A 20136-nucleotide genomic window follows, 5' to 3' on the forward strand; every position below is an offset into this window, starting at 1 on the left:
GCCAACCCGGGCGTCGACCTCGGCTTCGGCACCTTCGGCCAGACGACCTACTCGCCGAACAAGGCGCGCTTCATCCTCACGCTGACGAAGACGCTGTAATCCATACAACAACGAGGTGCGGCCCAAGCTGCCGCGCCATTCCATTTCCATCCGAAGGAGAAAACTCATGAAGCTGGTCACAGCCATCATCAAACCGTTCAAGCTCGATGAGGTGCGCGAAGCACTGTCGGCCATCGGCGTGCAGGGGATTACCGTCACTGAGGTCAAGGGCTTCGGTCGCCAGAAGGGGCACACCGAGCTCTACCGCGGCGCGGAGTACGTGGTCGACTTCCTGCCCAAGGTCAAGATCGAAGCGGCCGTCTCCGACGACCTGGTCGATCGCGTGATCGAGGCTGTCGAAGGCGCGGCACGCACCGGCAAGATCGGCGACGGCAAGATTTTTGTCTACAACCTCGAACAAGTCGTGCGCATCCGCACCGGCGAAACGGGCCGCGAAGCCCTCTGATCGAGTCCAGGCCCGAAAGAACAACGATTATGAAAAAACTGCTTGTCTCTCTTGCGCTCGGCTTGAGCGTGTTGGCTGCCGGTACTGCCGGCTTCGCGCAAACTCCCGCTGCGGCCACGGCCGAAGCACCGGCCGCGTCGGCATCGGCCCCCGCTGCCGCGCCTGCAGCCGCAGCAGCTCCGGCCGCTGCCGCCGACGCAGCTCCCGCGGCGCCCGCCGCCGCACCCGCTCCGAAGATCGACTCCGGCGACACCGCCTGGATGCTGACTTCGACGCTTCTCGTGATCCTGATGACCATTCCCGGCCTCGCGCTGTTCTACGGTGGCCTGGGCCGCTCGAAGAACATGCTGTCGGTGCTGATGCAGGTCTTCGTGATCTTCTCGCTGATCAGCATCCTGTGGGCCATCTACGGCTACAGCCTGGCCTTCTCCGGTGACGGCAACTTCTTCGGAGGATTCGACAAGATCTTCATGAAGGGCATCACGCAGGAGACCTTCGGCGCGCTGACCACGATTCCCGAATACGTGTTCGTCGCCTTCCAGGGCACTTTCGCGGCCATCACCGTGGCGCTGATCGTCGGCGCGTTCGCGGAGCGTGCCAAGTTCTCGGCCGTGCTGCTGTTCTCGGTGCTGTGGTTCACCTTCAGCTACGTGCCGATCGCCCACATCGTGTGGGGCGGCGGCCTGCTGGGCAAGGACGGCGCACTCGACTTCGCTGGCGGCACCGTGGTGCACATCAACGCCGGTGTGGCTGGCCTGGTCGGCGCCTACATGGTCGGCAAGCGCGTCGGCTACGGCAAGGAAGCATTCACGCCTCACTCGCTCACGCTCACCATGGTCGGCGCTTCGCTGCTGTGGGTCGGCTGGTTCGGCTTCAACGCCGGCTCGGCTGGTGCTGCCAACGCCGTCGCCGGCCTGGCCTTCATCAACACGGTGCTCGCCACCGCTGCCGCGGCCCTGTCGTGGATCCTGGGTGAAAGCCTGCACAAGGGCAAGGCCTCGATGCTGGGCGCTGCGTCCGGTGCCGTTGCCGGCCTCGTGGCTGTCACGCCTGCCGCCGGTTTCATCGGCCCGATGGGTTCGATCGTGCTGGGCCTGCTGGCCGGCCTGATCTGCCTGTGGGGCGTGGGCGGCCTGAAGCGCATGCTCGGTGCCGACGACGCGTTCGACGTGTTCGGCGTGCACGGCGTGGGCGGTATCCTGGGTGCCATCCTGACCGGCGTGTTCGCGGCCAAGGGCCTCGGCGGCACCGGCGGCGCAACGCCCGACACCTTCGCGATGGGCGCACAGGTCTGGATCCAGATCAAGAGCGTGGCGCTCACCGTCGTGTGGTCTGGCGTGGTTGCCTTCATCGCCTACAAGATCGCCGACCTGACCCTCGGCCTGCGTGTGTCGGAAGAGGAAGAGCGCGAAGGCCTCGACATCTCGTCGCACGGCGAAACGGCTTACAACCGCTGATCTGCTCTGGCCGGGTTGCCTTCGGGCAGCCCCGCCACTGAAACGACCACCACCTTTTACAAGAACAATTCTTCGTAACGAGTTTTTCAAGCGAGGTCTCCTTTGGATGTTCAGCCCGCAAGCGCTCCGGCGCCAGCGGGCTTTTTTTTGCCCTTTGCCGCGATGGCCGGGGGCACAATCGCGACACCATGTGGACCTCCCTCGAAGACAGCCTCTGCGAACTCGGCGAGTCGCCGTTCTGGCATCCCCAGGAGCGCTCGCTCTATTGGCTCGACATTCCCGGCCGCGCCGTGCTGCGCACCCGCGGCGACATCGGCTCCGCCAATGCCAGGGTCGAGCGATGGCCGCTGTCCACCGAGCCCGGCTGCATGGCGCCCGCGCGCAGTGGCGGCCTCGTGATTGCGCTGCGCGACGGCATCTACCGCGCGCGCGAGTGGGGCGGCGAACTGGTCGCGATGGCGCGCGTGGAGCACGACGTGCGCACCATGCGCTTCAACGACGGCAAGTGCGATGCGCTGGGCCGCTTCTGGGGCGGTTCGCTCAACGAAGCCAAGGACCGCGCCAATGCCGCGCTCTATTGCTTCGATGCACGCCCCGACACCGGCGTCTCGCCCACGCTGACGCAGATGGCCAACGAGTCCACCACCGCCAACGGCCTCGCCTTCTCGCCCGATGCCCGCACCCTCTACTGGGCCGACACCGCCGCGCACGTGGTGTGCGCGTGGGACTGGGACGCCGAGGGCAACTCGCTCTCGCACGCCCGCGTGTTCCACCAGTTCGACGCCAAGCCAGAAGGCTGGACGCCCGAAGCACCGATGGGCTACCAAGGCCGCCCCGACGGCGCCACCATCGACGCGCAAGGCCACTACTGGGTTGCCATGTTCGAAGGCGCGCAGCTGCTGCGCTTTGCACCTTCGGGCGAAATCGTGGCCTCTGTTCCCGTGCCTGTTCAATGCCCGACCATGCCCTGCTTCGGCGGCGACGACCTGAAGACGTTGTTCGTCACCAGCGGCCGCAAGGGTCGGCCTGCTGCCGAGATCGAGCGACTTCCCGCCTCGGGCACGGTGATTTCCATGCGGGTCGATACGCCTGGACTGCCGGTCAGCTTCTTTGAGGACTAGGGTGAGTTGTGACGTGGTTTGTTCAGGGCGCGCGATCACGCCGACGGGGGACATTCGCGCAGGGGAGTACCCGGTGTCATTCGCACGCGCCCTGAACAAAAGCACAAGAACCGCATGGCCCTGCAACACATCCCACCCATCCAGTGCCTGCTGACCTTCGAGGCAGTGGCCCGGCTGCGCCACGCGGGCCGCGCAGCCGATGAGTTGTGCGTCACGCCCAGTGCGGTGAGCCACCGCATCCGGCAGCTCGAATCGCACATCGGCTTCAAGCTCTTCGGCCGCAGCGACTTCAGCCTCACGGCCGACGGTGCAGCCTACCTCGCGAACGTGCGCACGGGGCTTGCTGCGCTGCAGGCCACGCCGCTCGGCGCCAACGCCGCCCAACGCGCCACGCGCCTGCGCATCGCCGTCACGCCGACCTTCAGCCGCCAGTTCCTCATGCCGAGGCTGGAGCTGTTCCGCAACATCTATCCAGACATCGAACTGGTGCTGCAGGTGTCGATCCCGCTGCTCGACGTCACGGCCGAGCAGGCTGACCTCGAAGTGCGCTACGGCCCCGGCGGGTACGCCGACTGCGAGCACCGGCTCCTGCTCGAGGAGCAGGTCGTGCCCGCCTGCAGCCCGAGCTACCTCAACGAGTTCGGCCCCTTCACCGGTTTTCGCACTGCGGCGGAGATTGCCAGCGCACGGCTGATCCGCAGCCCGCTCGAACCCTGGGGCACCTGGTTCGCGAGCTGCGGGCTCGACCAGCCCGAGCCCAACATCGGCTCGCAGTTCAACGACCTGGGGCTTGTGTACGACGCCGCGGCCAGCGGCTTTGGCGTGGCGCTGGTACGGCAGAAGATGGGCGCGGCGTGGTTCGAATCGGGCCGGCTGGTGGCGCTGTCCGACCAGGCTGTGCTGTCGCCGCACCGGCACTACATCTGCTGGCAGCCGGGCACGCTCGAGCGCTGGGAATGCGCGGCCTTTGCCGACTGGCTCGAACAGAGCCTGCGCTGAACCCGCGAAGTTCTTTCAAGCGCCCGGCAAAAATCCATCAACCCGGGCCTGCCGCAATGTCCGTAGAGTGCGGGTAAAACCGAGACATCCCGCGAGCAGAAGAAAAGAGGTCGCCGCATGAACGCGCCGCTCACCCCCACGCAAAACGATTCGCTACAGAAAACAGAGCGCCAGTCCCAGGTGGTGCGAGCGCTGCAGGCTCATCTGCCAGCCCACGCCCTGATCTGGCACGCAGAAGACACCACCCCCTACGAGTGCGACGGCCTCACCGCCTACCGCGCCCGCCCGCTCGTGGTGGCCTTGCCCGAAACCGAGGCGCAGGTGGCCGCCGTGCTCAAGACCTGCCACCAGCTCGGCGTGCCCGTGGTGGCGCGCGGGGCGGGTACCGGGCTCTCGGGCGGCGCCATGCCGCACACCATGGGCGTGACCATGTCGCTCGCCAAGTTCAACCGCATCCTGAAGATCGATCCGGTCAGCCGCACGGCCATCGTGCAGTGCGGCGTGCGCAACCTGGCCATCAGCGAGGCGGCCGCGCCCTTCAACCTCTACTACGCGCCCGATCCGTCGAGCCAGATCGCCTGCACCATCGGTGGCAACGTCGCCGAGAACTCGGGCGGCGTGCATTGCCTGAAGTACGGCCTGACGCTGCACAACGTGCTGCGCGTGCGCGGCTTCACCGCCGAAGGCGAGCCCATCGAATTCGGCGGCGAGGCGCTCGACGCGCCGGGGCTCGACCTGCTCGCGCTCGTCATCGGCAGCGAAGGCATGCTGGCCGTGACCACCGAAGTCACCGTCAAGCTCGTGCCCAAGCCGCAGCTCGCGCGCTGCATCATGGCCAGCTTCGACGACGTGCGCAAAGCCGGCGACGCAGTGGCCGCGGTGATCGCGGCCGGCATCATCCCGGCAGGGCTGGAGATGATGGACAAGCCCATGACCGCCGCCGTCGAAGACTTCGTGCGCGCCGGCTACGACCTCGATGCCGCCGCCATCCTGCTGTGCGAATCCGACGGCACGCCCGAGGAAGTGGAAGAAGAAATCGGCCGCATGACCGCCGTGCTGCGTGGCTGCGGCGCGACCGCCATCGCAGTGAGCAGCAGCGAAGAAGAGCGCATGAAGTTCTGGAGCGGGCGCAAGAACGCGTTCCCCGCCTCGGGCCGCATCAGCCCCGACTACATGTGCCTCGACTCGACCATTCCGCGCAAGCGCCTGGCCGACATCCTGCTGGCCATTCAGGAGATGGAGAAGAAATACAACCTGCGCTGCTGCAACGTGTTCCACGCGGGCGACGGCAACCTGCATCCGCTGGTGCTGTTCGACGCCAACGACCCCGACGAGCTGCACCGCTGCGAGCTGTTCGGCGCCGACATCCTGGAGACCAGCGTCGCGATGGGCGGCACCGTGTCGGGCGAGCATGGCGTGGGCGTGGAAAAGCTCAACAGCATGTGCGTGCAGTTCACTGCCGCGGAGAACGAGCAGATGTTCGGCGTCAAGCGCGCCTTCGATCCCGAGGGCATGCTGAACCCCGGCAAGGTGATTCCCACGCTGCAGCGCTGCGCCGAGTACGGCAAGCAGGTGGTGCGCGGGGGCAAGCTGTCGCATCCCGATCTGCCGAGGTTCTGATGGCGATGGACACCGCACTCCACCAGATCGTCGAGCGCATCCGCGCCGCCACTGCCGACGCCACGCCGCTGTGCATTCGCGGCGGCGGCACCAAGGATTTCTACGGCGAGCCGCCGCAAGGCGAGCTGCTCGACACGCGTTCGCTCGCTGGCATCACCAGTTATGAGCCCAGCGAGCTGGTCGTCACCGCGCGCGCCGGTACGCCGCTCGCCGAACTCGAAGCGGCGCTGGCGGAGAAGGGCCAGTGCCTGCCGTTCGAGCCGCCGTGCTTCGGCAGCAACGGCACCGTCGGTGGCATGGTCGCCGCAGGCCTCAGCGGCCCGGCGCGCGCCAGCGTCGGCGCGGTGCGCGACTACGTGCTCGGCGCCACGATCGTCAACGGCCGCGGCGAGGTGCTGACCTTCGGCGGCCAGGTGATGAAGAACGTCGCGGGCTACGACGTCTCACGCGTGCTGGCCGGCTCGCTCGGCACGCTGGGCGTGATCGCCGAGGTGAGTCTCAAGGTGCTGCCCGTGGCGCCCGCCGAAGCCACGCTCGAGTTCGCTTGCAACCAGACCGATGCGTTGCGGCTGCTCAATGAGTGGGGCGGCCGGCCGCTGCCGCTCAACGCGAGTTGCTGGCTCGAATACGAAGGGCAGGGCACGCTCTATCTGCGTTTGCGCGGTGCGGTCGCCGCGGTGGAAGCGGCATGCACGCACCTCGGCGGCGAGCGCAAGGACAACGCGCGCGCCGCCGCCGACTGGCAATCGCTGCGCGACCAGCAACTGCCGTGGTTCGCCACGAACGAAGGCACGGATGCGCTGTGGCGCCTGTCGGTGCCGCAGACCGCGCCCATGCTCTCGCTCGACGGCGCCGCGCCGCTGATCGAATGGCACGGCGGCCAGCGCTGGTACAAGGCTGCGCCCGAACAGGCCGCGCGCATCCGCGAGATCGCACGCGCGGCGGGTGGCCATGCCACGCTGTTCCGTCTGCCCGACCTAGGCACGCAACAAGGCAGTGTCCCGCGCTTCGATGTACTGAGCTCTCCTGTCGAACGCATCCATCGCGCGCTGATGCGCGAGTTCGATCCTCACGGCATCTTCAACCGCGGCCGCCTGCTCGCCCTCATGTAAAACAACAAGAACCGACAGACATGCAAACCGAGCTCGCCCCCGAATTTCGCGGTACCGACGAAGGCCGCGAAGCCGAAGCCATTCTGCGCAAGTGCGTGCACTGCGGCTTCTGCACCGCCACCTGCCCGACCTACCAGCTGCTCGGTGACGAGCTGGACGGTCCGCGCGGGCGCATCTACCTCATCAAGCAGGTGCTCGAGGGCAAGGAGCCCACGCGCAGCACGCAGCTGCACCTCGACCGCTGCCTCACCTGCCGCAACTGCGAAAGCACCTGCCCGAGCGGCGTGCAGTACGGCAACCTCGTCGACATCGGCCGCAAGATCGTCGACCAGAAGGTGCCGCGCCCCGCGATGGAATCGGCACAGCGCTGGCTGCTGAAGGAGGGCCTGTCGTCGCCGCTCTTCGGCCCCGCGATGAAGCTCGGCCAGTCGGTGCGCGGCCTGTTGCCCGAGGCGCTGAAAGCCAAGGTGCCCGCGAAGCAGGAAGCCGGCGCATGGCCCACTGCCACGCATGCACGCAAGGTGCTGATGCTCGCGGGCTGCGTGCAGCCGTCGATGATGCCCAACATCAACAGCGCCACCGCGCGCGTGCTCGACGCAGCCGGCATCCAGGCGGTGATTGCGCCGGCGGCCGGCTGCTGCGGCGCGGTGAAGTTCCACCTGAACGACCAGGACGGCGGTAAGGCGCAGATGCGCGCCAACATCGACGCGTGGTGGCCCTTGGTGGAGCGCCGTCCTGACGAAGGTGGAGTCGAAGCCATCGTCATGAACGCGTCGGGCTGCGGCGTCACCGTGCTCGAGTACGGCCACATCCTCCAGCACGACGCTGCCTATGCGCTGAAGGCCGCGCGCATCAGCGAGCTCACGCGCGACCTGGGCGAGCTGCTGCCCGATCTCGTGCCCGCGCTCAAGGCCCGCGTGAAGGCGCCTGCGGGCGTGGTGGCCTATCACCCGCCGTGCACGCTGCAGCACGGCCAGAAGCTGCGCGGCGGCGTCGAGACGCACCTGCGCGCGCTCGGCTTCGACATTCGCGTGGCAATGAACGAATCGCACCTGTGCTGCGGCTCGGCCGGCACCTACTCGGTGCTGCAGCCCGAGCTGGCCTATCCGCTGCGCGACCGCAAGCTCGGCCACCTGAAGCAGCTGCAGCCCACCACCATCGCGTCGGCCAACATCGGCTGCATCACGCACCTGCAAAGCGGCAGCGGCGACACGCCGGTGCGGCACTGGGTCGAACTGCTGGACGCGGCGCTGTCTGACAAGGCCTGATCGCACAAGCAGGAGGGCGTTGGTCCGACTCCCGCGAAGCCGGTTCGCGGCGCATCATGGCTGCACCGAATCTGCAAGGAGCCAGTGCCATGTCCCATGTTGTCGCATCCCTTATTCCTTCCACGCTGCGGCGCGTGCTGCTGGCCTGCACCTGCGCGGCCGGTGCGGTGGCCGCGCAGGCGCAAGGCGCCATGCCGCCCTGGCAGGGCGCGGGCCCGGCGCGCTATGTGTGCGGTGGTATCGGCTCCGACGAATCGACGGCCATGCGCGCCGCCATGAAAGACCATCCGCTGGCATTGCTGTTCGCGCGCGCCGATGGCGCCTACCTGGCCAATGTCGACGTGACGATCAAGGGCGGTGACGCCAACAACGCCGCCGCACTGGCGTTCCGCGCCAGCGGCCCGGTCTGCCTGGTCGACCTGCCGAACGGGCGCTACGTGATCGATGCGGCCATGCCCGGCGAAGGCGCCAAGACCCAGAGCGTGACGGTGGGCGGGGGCTCGAAGACGGCCGACTTCAGGTTCTGAGCGGTCAGGGCAGGGGGGCTTCAGCCTGCCGCCAGCGCAGCCTCGACGTCGCGCGTGAGCGAGGCTGGCGTGTCCAGCGGCGCATAGCGCTTGAGCACGCTGCCGTCGCGCCCGATCAGGAACTTGGTGAAGTTCCACTTGATGGCCGTGCTGCCCAGCAGGCCCGGCTTTTCCTTGGTGAGCCACTGGTAGAGCGGCGCGGCGTTGCTGCCGTTCACGTCGATCTTCTCCATCATCGGGAAGCTCACGCCATAGTTCTTGGTGCAGAAGGCGCCGATTTCCTCGTTGCTGCCCGGGTCTTGCGCGCCGAACTGGTTCGACGGAAAGCCCAGCACCGTGAGCCCCTGGTCGGCGTACTTCTCATGCAGCGCCTCCAGCCCCGCGAACTGCGGCGTGAAGCCGCATTTGCTGGCGGTGTTGACGATCAGCAGCACCTTGCCCTTGAAGGCGGAGAGCTTCACCGGCTTGCCGTCGATCTGGTTGGCCTCGAAGTCGTAGACGCTGGTCATGCTGTTGTTCCTCAGATGGGAGAAGAGGCGCGATCATCGCGCCGCGCGGGCGTTCGTGCAAACGCTGCCCAGACGGCGCCCAGCACGATCAGCGCGCCGCCAGCGAGGATGCGCGGGCTCATGTCGGCCGCACCCAGCGCCACCGACGACACGCTCGCGAACAGCACCTCCGACAGCATGATTACCGAGGTTGCGGCGGCCGCGAGCCGGGCCGCGCCGTACTGCAGGCACACATTGGCGAAGACGAACGCTATGCCCAGCGGCACCGCCCAGCCGAGCCAGCCCGGCGAGGCGTGCAGCGGCGAATCGAACGCGCCGAGCGCGGTGCCGCCCAGCGCCGTGATGCCGGCCACGATGGCGCAGCCGCAGAACATTGCCAGTGCGCGCGACTCGCCCGGGGCCTGCCGCAGATGGCGCAGCGCGATGTTGGTAACGGCAAAGCCGAAGCCCGCCGCCACGCCCAGCCAGTCGGGCGGGCTCGACGGCACCGGCCAGTCGGCGCCCGGCGCCTTCAGCACCACCACCACGCCGGTCAGCGCCAGCGCCACGCGCGCGAGCGCGCCGCCGGTCGGCCGCTCACCCAGCAGCAGCCAGCCCAGCAGCACACTCCACAGCGGCATCAGATAGAACAGCAGCACCACGCGCACCACGTCGCCCTGCGTCACGGCCCAGTTGAAACCCACGTTGGTGAAGCCGGCCGCGAAGCCCAGCACCGCCAGCATCGGAAAGGCCGCGAAGCCTTTCCACGCGTGCCGGCGCATGAGGCCCATCACCGTCGCGATGGCCAGGTAGATGAGGCAGGTGGCCCACAACGGATGCATGCCATGGCCTGCGATCTGGCGGAAGGGAAACCACGAAACGCCCCAGACGAAGGCGTTGAAGATCAGGGCGAGCGCGGGCATGGTGGCGTTGGAAAAGGGTGGAGCGCCGGGCGCGCCGGCCGTTTCACCAACGCGGGCGCGCGATGTCAGTGATGCTTGTCGCTACGGGCGATGGCCAAGAGGTGCTCGACCTCTTCAGGGTACTTCTTGAGGTTGTTCTCGTGCCAGCGCTTGATGAGCCACATGCAGCCCGCCACGACGAGACCGAATGCGCTGATCGCGCCGTAAGCCGAGAGGCCCAGCCCCGTGCACACGCTGTAGAAGCCGCCCAGCAGAAGAATGCAGGCCTGCTCGTTGAAGTTCTGCACCGCGATGGAGCGGCCCGCGCCCATCAGGTTGTGGCCGCGGTGCTGCAGCAGCGCATTCATCGGCACCACCAGGAAGCCGCCCAGGCCACCCAGCAGAATCAGGAACGGCACCGCCAGCCACACGTTGCTGATGAAGTTCATGCAGATCACCATCAGCCCCATCGCGATGCCCATGGGGATCACGCGCGTGGCCATGTCCAGCCGCATGCGCATCGAGGCCACGATGGCGCCCACGGCCGTGCCGATGGTCACCACACCCGTCAGCGCCGAGGCCTGCGTGGTGTTGTAGCCCAGCGCCAGCGAGGCCCAGGCCAGCACGATGTACTTGAGGTTGCCGCCAGCGCCCCAGAACAGCGTGGTGGTGGCCAGCGAGATCTGGCCGAGGCGGTCGCGCCACAGGCGGGCGTTGCAATGCCAGAAGTCGGGCAGCAGCGCGGCGATGTTGCGTGCCATGCCGTGCTCGGGGTTGGAGCGCAGCGGGCGCATCTCGACGCCGGTGTGCGGAATGCGCGTGTTGAACCAGGCCGCCAGCACGTAGACGAAGATCAGCACCGCGATTGCGGCCTCGGCCGGCGTGTCGATGCCGGTGTCGATGAACGGGAGATCGAAGGCCAGCAGCTTGCTGGAAATGGCATGCCCCACCAGCGTGCCGCCGAGCACGATGCCCAGCAGGATCGACGCGATGGTCAGCCCCTCGATCCAGCCGTTGGCCTTGACCAGCTGGGACGCCGGCAGCAGCTCCGTCAGGATGCCGTACTTGGCCGGCGAATACGCCGCAGCGCCCAGCCCCACGATCGAATAGGACAGCAGCGGGTGCGAGCCGAACAGCATCATCAGGCAGCCCACCACCTTGATGGCATTGCTGATGAACATCACCTTGCCCTTGGGCAGGGCGTCGGCAAAGGCCCCCACCAGCGGCGCCAGCACCACATAGAAGACCGCGAAGATCGGCACCAGTGCCGCGCGCTGCCATTCAGGCGCGCCCGAACTTCGCATGAGATCGACGGCAACAACGAAAAGCGCTTGGTCGGCCAGCGACGAAAAGAACTGGGCCGACATGATCGTGTAGAAACCGCGCTTCATCGATGGGCTGGCTGGCCAGAGGGTCTGCTGGCGGTAGTGAAAAAGTGTCGCGTTGCGGGCGAATGGGCGGTTATAGCACGGGGGTGCGACGCGGAATCCGGCGTCCCCACGGTGTTCGACCTCATTCCCGAAGATGCTAAAACGTGGTCTGCATTGTCCCCGAGTCTCTCCCGGAACCACCCATGCCGCGTCCCATACTCGCAACTGTCCATACCGACGCCCTGCGTCACAACCTCGACCGGGCGCGCCGCTCGGCCCTTGAAGCCCGCGTCTGGGCCGTCGTCAAGGCCAACGCCTATGGCCATGGCATCGAGCGGGTCTATGAGGGATTGCGCGGCGCCGACGGCTTCGCGCTGCTCGATCTGGCCGAAGCCGAGCGCGTGCGCGCCCTCGGCTGGCGCGGCCCGGTGCTGCTGCTGGAAGGCGTGTTCGACGCCCGCGACCTGGAGCTGTGCTCGCGGCTGGACCTCTGGCACACCGTGCATTGCGACGAGCAGATCGACATGCTCGCCGCCCACAAGACCCTGAAGCCGCAGCGCGTGTTCCTGAAGATGAATTCGGGCATGAACCGCCTGGGCTTCACGCCCGAGCGCTTCGGCTCCGCCTGGACCCGTCTCAACGCGCTCACGCAGGTCGACGAGATCTCGCTCATGACCCACTTCAGCGACGCCGACGGCGCGCGCGGCATCGGCCACCAGTTCGAGACCTTCGAGCGCGTCACCCGCGACCTGCCGGGCGAACGCTCCATCGCCAACAGCGCCGCCACCCTGCGCCACGCCGACCAGACGCGTGGCGACTGGGTGCGCCCCGGCATCCTGCTGTACGGCAGCGCGCCCGACTTTCCCGAACACGATTCGGCGCACTGGCAGCTGCAGCCCACCATGACGCTGTCGACCCAGCTCATCTCGGTGCAGACGCTGAAGGCCGGCGACACCATCGGCTACGGCTCCAACTTCACGGCCGAGGGGCCGCTCACCATCGGCGTGGCGGCGGTCGGCTATGCCGACGGCTATCCGCGCCACTGCAACACCGGCACGCCGGTGCTGGTGAACGGCGTGCGCACCCGCATGGTCGGCCGCGTGAGCATGGACATGATCACTGTCGACCTCACGAACGTGCCCGACGCCAAGTTCGGCAGCGAGGTCACGCTGTGGGGCAAGTCGGCCAAGACGGGCGCCGTGCTCCCCATCGACGAGGTCGCGCGAGCCGCGGGCACCGTCGGCTATGAACTGATGTGCGCCGTGGCGCAGCGCGTACCCTTCGCTCCCGTCGAAGGTCAATGAAGATCCTTTCCAACTGGCGCTCCGTGCGCCTGTGGGAAACGCAGGTCGAACGCGACCTGCATCGCGACTACAGCCTGCGCACGCACGGCATCCTGATCGGCACCTTCACGCTGTTGCTGATGTGGGGCGTGTCGGCGCTGCAGATGCACCTGCTGCATGTCGATTCGCTGGCGGTGCGCTACTTCCTCACGCTGGGCGTGGGGTACCTGAGCTATCTGCTGGTGCTGCGCTGGTGGGCGAGGCGGCTGGTCGAGGGCCGCAAGACGGACTTCGATGTCGATGCGCCCGACGTTGACTTCGGCAGCGGACGCGGCGGCGGCTCCCAGAGCCACGTGAGCGTCGGCGATGCCCATGGCGGTGGTGGAGGCGGCGATGGCAGTGCCCTGTCCGACGTGGCGAGCGGCGCGCTCGAAGTCGCCGGCTCCGCGGACGAAGGCGCGATCATCGTCGTGCCGGTGGTCGCCATCTTCCTGATCTGCGTGGCCATCCTGTTCGGCGCCGGCTCGCTCGTGCTGCTGTACTTCAGCTGGGACGCTCTTCTGGCCGTGGCCATCGAAGTCGCCTTCTCGTACGTGTCGGCACGCGCCGCGGTGCGCGTGGCGCGCGAAGGCTGGCTCATGGCCGCCGTGCGGCTCACGTGGAAGCCGCTGCTGGGCGCGGTCGCGAGCGCAGTGATCCTCGGCGCGCTGCTCGATCACTTCATGCCGCAGGTCAACTCCTTGCCCGAGGCGGTGCGCGTTCTGCTGAAGAAGCACTGAGTTCACACGGCGCGAAACACCTCAGGAAAATCGCCCGTCTTCTGTCCGTCGCGCCACGCGAGGCCCGCGGTGTCCAACGGCCCGGGCAACAAGGACGGACGATGCCTCAGCCTGAGTTCGTCGTCGGCGTAGAGGATGGCAAAGGCCCTGCGCTTCTCGTTGAAGTTCACGCCGGGGCCGGCATGGTGCAGCGCCCGGTAGTTGAAGACCACCACGTCGCCCGGGTCCACCTCGTAGCCCACGATGTCGAAGGCGCTGCGATTGGCTTCGATGTCCGGCAGTTCGAATTCATCGTCCAGCACCTCGATCTTGCTGCCGCTCAGCCCGTAGTGCGTTTTCCAGAGGTGCGAGCCGCGCACCACCTCGATGGCGGTCTCGCGCGGCATGTGGTCGACCGGCATCCACACGCGCACGATGCGGTGGCTGTCGGCCAGTCCATAGGACGTGTCCTGGTGCCAGGGCGTCTCGGCGGCAGGGCCGCGGCCCTTGTAGAACAGCTGGTCGTAAATCCAGCGCAGCCGTCTCGTCACGGTCAGCTGCTTGGCGATCTCGCCGGCGCCTGACTCGAACACCACGCGCTGGAGCATGCCGTTCTTCATCGAAGGCATCTGGTCGATCAGCAGATAGAGCGGGTCGGCATCCACCACGGTCGCGTAGGGCGAAGGAGCGCGGCGCTGCTGCTCGATGCCGTCCTGGGCCAGTTGGATCCATTCGGGCGAGATGATCTTGCGCAGGCACACCACGCCATCCCTCAGGAACCGAAGGCGCTCGTCGATGCTTACGCTGCGAAGCAAAGGGTTGCTCATAAAGATCTCCAAGGCCTGCTTGCCCGTTTTCAGGCACTCTCCCCTGTCGTTGTCGCTCGCATGAAATAGAACAACCAGCCGATCATCAAAGCGGCCATGCAGGCGAAGCCCCATGTCATGGCGCGGATGGTCTGGATGTAGGAGATGGGCGGCGCTGCCGCGAACATCAGAATGGCGAACACCACGGCGCCGACGATCGAGCACAGCAAGAGGGCACCTGGCCGCGCGGCCGCCCTGAAGCCTGTCCGCAGGCACATGGTCAGCCCGAAGATCGCGGGCGCATAGAAGAAGGGGGAAAAATCCATTCCCTTGTAGTTCGGACCGAATGCCAGAACGACGAGGCGGGGCCCCAGCAGGCCCAGCAAGACGCCGACCCCTTCGGCAATCACGAACCCGAGCAGCACGAACTTGATGAAATCGCGGAAGGCTTTTTTTCGTCCTTCGGAATTCCAGTTCGCCGCCAGTTGCGGAAGCAGGTAGTAGCCAAGCGCCGACAGCACGTACTGCATCGGCAGCAGGAAGGTGATGTAGATCTTGAGCAAGCCACCCTGCTCGGAGTCTGCCGAGGACCCAAGCAGCAGGATGGCCCCTCCCGTCATGATCCAGCTCATGAACTGGGAGAGGCTGGCTTTCCAGCCATAAGCCATCGATTCGCCGACCGTCAGCCCTTGCGCATTCTTCGCTGCCGGGAGCGGAAGCATCACGTTCCCCGCATTCCTGAGCACCAGAAAAAGAAACGGGACCTGGATGATGGAAATCAGCAGCAGGGCTTCCATCCACGTCGCGGGCTTTTCGGCTTTCAGGATGGCGACATATCCCACGCCGACCAGCACACCGGTAACGCACAGAATCCCGTACCGCCGCCCAGTGAGCAGGAGGCTGCGTGAGATCCAGAAGATCTCGTAGCCGACGATCAAGGCCACGCCCACCCAGTGCAGCTGCCCGGGAAAAGCCGCCACTTGCCAGGCCGCGTACCCCAGAAGAGAAAAAAGAACCACCAGGGCCCATGAGAGCCACGCCGCGGATCGATGCGCGTAGTAGCGCTTGATCAGCAAGGGCTCATGCACCATGGCCATGTGCAGGATGTATTGAAAGCTGCTCACCGCAAGGAATGCGGAGGCAACGCCGAAATCCGAAGGCGAAAGCACGCGGGCCAGCGCAAAGCTCAGCAGCAGTTGGCTCGCGCTGTATATGCATTGGTCTGCAACGGCGTAGATCGGACCACCAAGACGTTTTCTGAGTCCGGACAGATGCTTCATCCCGTTCAGTCCGATATGGACAGCAAAACGGGATTGGCAGTCGCCTTGACAGAAAAGCTCCCGCCCGACGGACTTCCGCAACTGCCTTCACGCATCTGGGGGAAGAAGTCGACGCGCGTGCATTTCCTTCCGCTGCCTGCGGGGACCGACACGGTTTGTTCCGGGCCCTGCGTCCAGACCACATGCAGCAAAGACTCGCCGCGACGCAGCACGAGCTGGCTCATGCCCTTGGCATCCTGGTACGACACCTTCTGGGAGTGCCTGGCGATCTTGAGAAACTCGGTCAGCGCGGAGTAGGCCTCTTTCTTTTCTCCGGCTTTGGACTTGATTCCGAAGTTGTCTTCCTTCGAAAAGTAAGACTGTCCCCTGTCGCGCCACGCGTAGAGGTTCAGCAGCTTGATGCCCGCGGCGGCATTGATCAGGTACTCCCTGAAGATCAGCGAAGCCTGTGCGTTGCGGTCGCGAACCGGCATGTACGAGGCATAACCCCATTCCGAAGCGACGATGCCGGTCTTCTTCAGTTGCCGCTGGTCCAGTTGCGCACGCAGCTTCTGGTAGTCGGCCAGCGCCGTTTCGGGAACCGAGCGGTATGGATGAATCGAGATGTCCGTCAGGCAGTCGGTCCTGGCGGCCGAGACAAAGGCATCTTCCAGCTCCGAAGGAACCTTGCCTCCGGCGAAGGGCAGCTTCGCGAAGCCGTATCCGATGACGATGTTCGGCTGGATCTTTTGCTGCGCCAGCTTGTTGCACAGCTCCGACGAGGCGGTCCCGAAGTTCGAAAGAAGGTTGGGCTGCAGGAATGTCTTGTTGTCCGGCTCGTTCCATATCTCCCAGACGGCGACATCTGTGGTGTGCGCCTTCATGAAGTCGCTCGCAAAGTCCGCGAACATGGTTTCCTTGCTGCGGCTGCCACCACGCAGGTCCGAGGGCTCGTGTCCCCAGATCTCGCGGCCACCAAACAAAGTGACGATGGCTTCGAGCCTGGCCTTGCGCACGCGCTGGATCAGGCCCGGGTAGTCGATCAAATTGGGGTTGACGCTTTTCAGCGGAGGCCGCACGCCGAACCGCACGAATTCGAAACCGGCCGCACGTATTTCATGCAGGTCGTCGTCCGTGATGGTCGCGGGATCGATCTGCACGCTCAGCGCAACCGGGTACTCCGAGGTCAGGCCGTCGATGCCTCGGGCATTGGCCGTGCTGATCGACGCTGCAATGAACAGCAGGGTGCCCAGCAGCCCGACGAGGCCTCGGGCAAAGAATCCAGAAATCTTCATGGCAGGACCGACTCCTTGTACAGATCGACGATGGCGGTGTTCATTCGCTGCGAAGTGAACTTCTCTTCGAAGATCTTTCGCCCGGTCTGTCCCATCTGCCGCAGGGTCTCATTGGGGATGCCGTCGATTTCCCGCAGCATCTGGTCCATCTGCTCCAGGGAAAAGAGCCGGCCGCTCCTGTCGTCTTCAACGATGTCGACGAGGCCGCCCACAGCGGATGCAAAAACCGCCTTGCTCCTCGCCATGGCTTCGACTGCAACGAGCCCGAAGCCTTCCCATCTCGACGGAACGATGATGGCGTCGCAGTCCTGGTAGACGGCGTCCAGCTCGTCTTTTTCCAGCCAGCCCTTGAACTCGACCCGATCGGACTTGGGAAGAAAAAGGTCATTCCGCACGGCATCGCCGACGACGATCAGCTTGAAATTCGGCTTCACCCTGTTGTACGAGTCGAGCAGGACGTCGATTCCCTTTTGCCGGTCCAGGCGGCCGACGAACAGGACTTTTCGCTGGCTGCGTTCGACTTCATCAGGAAGAAATTGACTCGGCAGCCTGGGGCTGACGGAGTCGATCCCGTTGGGAATGCATGTGCATCGCCTGATGCCGGATTTCGACGCGATCCTGACCTCATGGCGGCTGATGCAGATGATGGCGTCGCTGCGCGAGGAAAGCAGTCGCTCGATCCAGCGGTAGGCCGACTTCTTGTAGCGGGACGCAGCCTGATCGAAGGCCCAGCCGTGGGAGCAATAGACGATCTTCACTTCGCTGGGTATCTGCCCGAGCATGGCCATGACCCGGACGATGCCCCCGGCAATCGAGCTGTGCAGGTGGAGCACGGAAGGGCGCTCCGACTCGATGATCTTCTTCACGCGCGCGGCGTAGCCAACCAGGGACAGGGGGCTGCGGGCGGTGGGCACTACGTGTGCGCTCTCGGGGTTCAGCCAATCGACCGTTCCGGGCAGTATGAATTTCACCTGGCTGATTTCCGGAGAGTTCTTCTGGAAATTCGAAACGATCCGAAGATAGGTTTCCAACCCGCCCTTGAGCGTTTCGGCAACGTGCAGTACTTTCATGGAGATTCGCTCCTCAGATCAATGCGTGGGTTCCGGCGATGACTTCGGTCTTCAATTCGTCGAGTCTTCTGCGGTCGGCATTTTTTTCGTTGAGCAGATTCAGTACGGAGGCCTTCAGCTCTTCCCGGCGTGGCGACAGGCCGAACAAATACTGGGTTCGGTCCGTCAGCTGGAAAAAGGACTCGACCTTCTTGTCCCAATTCATCCCGATGGAGGGAATGTTCAGGCTGTAGGCGACGATGTTTGCGTGCAGCCTGTGCGCTGCAATGCAAGAGCAGGCGCTGATCAACGCAACAAGATCGTCGGGGCGCTTCGGAACGACGAACGAGAAGCCCGGCGCGGCTGCCCGCGAAGAAGAAATCTCGGCAAGGATCTTGTTGTCCTCCGCCGCGCCGTTCGTGAAATACAGCACCCGCGCGCCTTCCGCCTGCAATGCTTCGGCCAGGCCCGAGAAGAATTCTGCGGACCCGCTGGTGCGCGTGTCGCCATATTCGGAATTCATCACCAGCGCATCGAGGCTGCTGACGCAGATTCCCACGTCCCACTTCTTGTCCGGGGAGAGCTCTTCCGAAAAGGCGCTCGCGCAAACCAGCGCGGGGTCGGGAACGACCTTGATCTCGCTGCGCGGGATGTCGAAGAACGCGTGCAGGTTGTTCGCCGAGTCCACATCGCGCGTCGCGTAGAAAACGGGGGCGGCGTTCCTGAGGAATTTCTTGACCAGAAATTTCCCCCAGAACGACCATTTGGCCGTGACGCCAACCGAGACCACCGCGACCTTCTTGCCGCGAAGCAACCTGCTCAGCAGAAACAGCTTGGCGGGAAAGTTCAGCGCCACGTCGCAGAACAGCTGGCCACCGCCGATGAGGACCAGATCCGCATCGTTGACCGCGACGCTCCATTGCCTGCGCCAGCCCAGGAGGTAGTTCTTGAGGCAATACGCGAAAACGATTGCCGATCGCAGCAGGGCCGGCATCTTCTGGAAGATTTCGAACGCGCCTCCGCCACGCAGATTCGATTCGTCGAACGCGACGCGGCCGGCGATGTCGAGGAACTCCACCTTCGCCTCCGGATATTTCATGCCGGCGATGTGAGCCAGCGACGCCGCGATGACCCCGTCACCCAGGTTGTCGCTGTACGGCACCGCACAAATCAGGATTTTTTTCATCTGGAGACTGCTTTGTTCTCGGAAACTTTGATGGCAATGAGGTAGAGCATTACGGAGGTCAAATGCCTGGTGAAGCTGCCGAGATCTGGTTCGAATATCAATTGCACAAGAATGTGCGCTATGAAAAGGCTGCCGAAAAACCTCGGCTCGAATCGATCCGGGTCGCGTTTGGACTTTCGCCGGGCTCTGTACAAAATGATCAGCATGGCTGCGATCATCAATTGCATGAACGCGTCGCTTGCAGTCTGAAAATAAAGAACCGGCGTGATCAGCACCGTCGCGGCATAGACGTAATTGACCAGGAATCCGGGGCCACTGGCGGGAGACGCAATATTGGTAAAAGCCGTTCTGTTGTCGCTACCGATCTGTTCCGCGTAGGCATTCGAGGTATCTCGCGGCGATTGAAGCGTCTGCAAAATACTGGAAGGCGCCGCCATGATCGCTCCGACGACCACGATGGCGGCCAGAATATGATATTTAAGAGGGCGCCGCCACAGGTAATAGACCATGAAAAACACACCGACAATCAGCAAATAATATTGCCGTACGAAGACCCCGTAGATCGCGTAAAGAAAAAGGAAGGCGCCGACGGTAAGTACTTTCGACGTTCGAAAATAGATGGTCGAAACGGTGATGAACATGGTCATGATGAGCACGACCGTCTCCTTGGACGGCGCAAACATGTTCAGCATGATGCAAGGCGCAATCAGCAGCAGCCTGGCGAAAAAGTCGCCGGCCTTGCGAACGTCGTGAGTCGCGAAAAACAAAAATATGACGCTCACGCCGCATGTGAAAACGTCCAGGTTGTCGACCCCGATAACGGCGAACAGCGCGGCGGTGACAGCAAACGAGTTGTCCATGTCGCCCGTGCCGCCGTAATTGAGGATCTCGATGATCTTTGCCGAGTCCACGCTCCATTTCTCGGGAAGCATTTCCCTGAAATACGCGTAGATGATCGTGTACACGAGCACGATCAGTATTCCGGCAATCGAGAATTGATTGAAGCGGCGCGTGCTTCTTCTTCTCACCGCCGGTCCCGGAATGGCGTGGCTCATCCGCATGTGGATTCCAATCCAATCATTTCGAAAGCGAAGGAAAATCTGTCCGGCCGGCCCGGCCGGAGCCGATCAT

Annotated in this window: 19 protein-coding genes; 10 read left to right on the forward strand and 9 right to left on the reverse strand. The window is 64.8% G+C overall.

Annotated features, from left to right (window positions below; all coding sequences use genetic code 11):
• Positions 1-166: 166 nt before the first annotated feature.
• From glnK to BMW87_RS12825, 8 genes are all read left to right on the forward strand, one after another.
• Positions 167-505: a P-II family nitrogen regulator gene (gene glnK / locus BMW87_RS12790; protein ID WP_007833403.1), complete on the forward strand. Its 339-nt coding sequence runs from the start codon at positions 167-169 to the stop codon at positions 503-505.
• A 29-nt stretch (positions 506-534) separates the two neighbouring features.
• A complete protein-coding gene (locus tag BMW87_RS12795) occupies positions 535-1962 on the forward strand; it encodes an ammonium transporter (RefSeq protein WP_093076676.1) in 1428 nt (475 codons plus the stop codon).
• 188 nt (positions 1963-2150) lie between these two features.
• Complete coding sequence (locus BMW87_RS12800) at positions 2151-3083, forward strand: SMP-30/gluconolactonase/LRE family protein (RefSeq protein WP_093076677.1); 933 nt, start codon at positions 2151-2153, stop codon at positions 3081-3083.
• Positions 3084-3197: 114 nt separating this feature from the next.
• Entirely contained in the window at positions 3198-4082 is an 885-nt protein-coding gene (locus tag BMW87_RS12805; RefSeq protein ID WP_093053249.1) for a LysR substrate-binding domain-containing protein, read from the forward strand.
• A 117-nt stretch (positions 4083-4199) separates the two neighbouring features.
• Entirely contained in the window at positions 4200-5702 is a 1503-nt protein-coding gene (locus tag BMW87_RS12810) for an FAD-linked oxidase C-terminal domain-containing protein (protein ID WP_093076679.1), read from the forward strand.
• 5 nt (positions 5703-5707) lie between these two features.
• Positions 5708-6814 (forward strand): glycolate oxidase subunit GlcE, encoded by a 1107-nt coding sequence (glcE, locus tag BMW87_RS12815; RefSeq protein WP_093077154.1) that lies wholly within the window; start codon positions 5708-5710, stop codon positions 6812-6814.
• 20 nt (positions 6815-6834) lie between these two features.
• Positions 6835-8082 carry a glycolate oxidase subunit GlcF gene (glcF, locus tag BMW87_RS12820; RefSeq protein ID WP_093076680.1) on the forward strand — a complete coding sequence of 416 codons (1248 nt, stop codon included), beginning with the start codon at positions 6835-6837 and terminating at the stop codon, positions 8080-8082.
• An 89-nt stretch (positions 8083-8171) separates the two neighbouring features.
• Positions 8172-8609, forward strand: coding sequence for a hypothetical protein (locus BMW87_RS12825; RefSeq protein ID WP_093076682.1), 438 nt, complete (start codon positions 8172-8174; stop codon positions 8607-8609).
• 20 nt (positions 8610-8629) lie between these two features.
• Here the strand turns inward: BMW87_RS12825 and BMW87_RS12830 are convergent, their stop codons facing one another.
• The 3 genes from BMW87_RS12830 to lplT all read right to left on the reverse strand — a co-directional run bounded on the left by BMW87_RS12830 (position 8630) and on the right by lplT (position 11390).
• On the reverse strand, positions 8630-9118 hold the full coding sequence (locus BMW87_RS12830; RefSeq protein ID WP_093076683.1) for a glutathione peroxidase: 489 nt from the start codon (positions 9116-9118) through the stop codon (positions 8630-8632).
• 11 nt (positions 9119-9129) lie between these two features.
• Positions 9130-10020, reverse strand: a complete 891-nt coding sequence (locus tag BMW87_RS12835) for a DMT family transporter (protein WP_093076685.1) — start codon at positions 10018-10020, stop codon at positions 9130-9132.
• A gap of 65 nt (positions 10021-10085) precedes the next feature.
• Positions 10086-11390: a lysophospholipid transporter LplT gene (lplT, locus tag BMW87_RS12840; protein ID WP_093053270.1), complete on the reverse strand. Its 1305-nt coding sequence runs from the start codon at positions 11388-11390 to the stop codon at positions 10086-10088.
• Between the two features lie 182 nt (positions 11391-11572).
• Here lplT and alr point away from each other — a divergent pair, with 182 nt between their 5' ends.
• Positions 11573-12673 carry an alanine racemase gene (gene alr / locus BMW87_RS12845; protein ID WP_093076686.1) on the forward strand — a complete coding sequence of 367 codons (1101 nt, stop codon included), beginning with the start codon at positions 11573-11575 and terminating at the stop codon, positions 12671-12673.
• Positions 12670-13431 carry a hypothetical protein gene (locus BMW87_RS12850; protein WP_093076688.1) on the forward strand — a complete coding sequence of 254 codons (762 nt, stop codon included), beginning with the start codon at positions 12670-12672 and terminating at the stop codon, positions 13429-13431. The genes alr and BMW87_RS12850 overlap by 4 nt, the downstream gene beginning before the upstream one ends.
• Before the next feature lie 2 nt (positions 13432-13433).
• Here BMW87_RS12850 and BMW87_RS12855 read toward each other — a convergent pair whose 3' ends face one another.
• The 6 genes from BMW87_RS12855 to BMW87_RS12880 are packed head-to-tail and all read right to left on the reverse strand — an operon-like array spanning position 13434 to position 20060.
• The gene (locus tag BMW87_RS12855; RefSeq protein WP_093053279.1) at positions 13434-14237 is read right to left on the reverse strand and encodes a phytanoyl-CoA dioxygenase family protein; all 804 of its coding nucleotides are present in this window, start codon (positions 14235-14237) and stop codon (positions 13434-13436) included.
• A gap of 29 nt (positions 14238-14266) precedes the next feature.
• On the reverse strand, positions 14267-15496 hold the full coding sequence (locus BMW87_RS12860; protein ID WP_093076689.1) for a lipopolysaccharide biosynthesis protein: 1230 nt from the start codon (positions 15494-15496) through the stop codon (positions 14267-14269).
• A gap of 5 nt (positions 15497-15501) precedes the next feature.
• Positions 15502-16770, reverse strand: a complete 1269-nt coding sequence (locus tag BMW87_RS12865; RefSeq protein ID WP_093076691.1) for a hypothetical protein — start codon at positions 16768-16770, stop codon at positions 15502-15504.
• Positions 16767-17840 (reverse strand): glycosyltransferase, encoded by a 1074-nt coding sequence (locus BMW87_RS12870; RefSeq protein WP_093076692.1) that lies wholly within the window; start codon positions 17838-17840, stop codon positions 16767-16769. The genes BMW87_RS12865 and BMW87_RS12870 overlap by 4 nt, the downstream gene beginning before the upstream one ends.
• Positions 17841-17853: 13 nt before the next feature.
• Positions 17854-19005 carry a polysaccharide pyruvyl transferase family protein gene (locus BMW87_RS12875; protein WP_093076694.1) on the reverse strand — a complete coding sequence of 384 codons (1152 nt, stop codon included), beginning with the start codon at positions 19003-19005 and terminating at the stop codon, positions 17854-17856.
• Complete coding sequence (locus BMW87_RS12880) at positions 19002-20060, reverse strand: hypothetical protein (RefSeq protein ID WP_256216745.1); 1059 nt, start codon at positions 20058-20060, stop codon at positions 19002-19004. Before BMW87_RS12880 ends, BMW87_RS12875 begins: the two co-directional genes overlap by 4 nt.
• Between the last annotated feature and the right edge of the window lie 76 nt (positions 20061-20136).

Source organism: Variovorax sp. OV084, from assembly GCF_900111625.1.
In the GTDB taxonomy this organism is placed as follows: Bacteria; Pseudomonadota; Gammaproteobacteria; order Burkholderiales; family Burkholderiaceae_C; genus Variovorax.

Coding starts and splice junctions, on each gene's coding strand:
- glnK (WP_007833403.1), top strand. CDS start 167: ATGAAGCTGGTCACAGCCATCATCAAACCGTTCAAGCTCGATGAGGTG.
- BMW87_RS12795 (WP_093076676.1), top strand. CDS start 535: ATGAAAAAACTGCTTGTCTCTCTTGCGCTCGGCTTGAGCGTGTTGGCT.
- BMW87_RS12800 (WP_093076677.1), top strand. CDS start 2,151: ATGTGGACCTCCCTCGAAGACAGCCTCTGCGAACTCGGCGAGTCGCCG.
- BMW87_RS12805 (WP_093053249.1), top strand. CDS start 3,198: ATGGCCCTGCAACACATCCCACCCATCCAGTGCCTGCTGACCTTCGAG.
- BMW87_RS12810 (WP_093076679.1), top strand. CDS start 4,200: ATGAACGCGCCGCTCACCCCCACGCAAAACGATTCGCTACAGAAAACA.
- glcE (WP_093077154.1), top strand. CDS start 5,708: ATGGACACCGCACTCCACCAGATCGTCGAGCGCATCCGCGCCGCCACT.
- glcF (WP_093076680.1), top strand. CDS start 6,835: ATGCAAACCGAGCTCGCCCCCGAATTTCGCGGTACCGACGAAGGCCGC.
- BMW87_RS12825 (WP_093076682.1), top strand. CDS start 8,172: ATGTCCCATGTTGTCGCATCCCTTATTCCTTCCACGCTGCGGCGCGTG.
- BMW87_RS12830 (WP_093076683.1), bottom strand. CDS start 9,118: ATGACCAGCGTCTACGACTTCGAGGCCAACCAGATCGACGGCAAGCCG.
- BMW87_RS12835 (WP_093076685.1), bottom strand. CDS start 10,020: ATGCCCGCGCTCGCCCTGATCTTCAACGCCTTCGTCTGGGGCGTTTCG.
- lplT (WP_093053270.1), bottom strand. CDS start 11,390: ATGAAGCGCGGTTTCTACACGATCATGTCGGCCCAGTTCTTTTCGTCG.
- alr (WP_093076686.1), top strand. CDS start 11,573: ATGCCGCGTCCCATACTCGCAACTGTCCATACCGACGCCCTGCGTCAC.
- BMW87_RS12850 (WP_093076688.1), top strand. CDS start 12,670: ATGAAGATCCTTTCCAACTGGCGCTCCGTGCGCCTGTGGGAAACGCAG.
- BMW87_RS12855 (WP_093053279.1), bottom strand. CDS start 14,237: ATGAGCAACCCTTTGCTTCGCAGCGTAAGCATCGACGAGCGCCTTCGG.
- BMW87_RS12860 (WP_093076689.1), bottom strand. CDS start 15,496: ATGAAGCATCTGTCCGGACTCAGAAAACGTCTTGGTGGTCCGATCTAC.
- BMW87_RS12865 (WP_093076691.1), bottom strand. CDS start 16,770: ATGAAGATTTCTGGATTCTTTGCCCGAGGCCTCGTCGGGCTGCTGGGC.
- BMW87_RS12870 (WP_093076692.1), bottom strand. CDS start 17,840: ATGAAAGTACTGCACGTTGCCGAAACGCTCAAGGGCGGGTTGGAAACC.
- BMW87_RS12875 (WP_093076694.1), bottom strand. CDS start 19,005: ATGAAAAAAATCCTGATTTGTGCGGTGCCGTACAGCGACAACCTGGGT.
- BMW87_RS12880 (WP_256216745.1), bottom strand. CDS start 20,060: ATGAGCCACGCCATTCCGGGACCGGCGGTGAGAAGAAGAAGCACGCGC.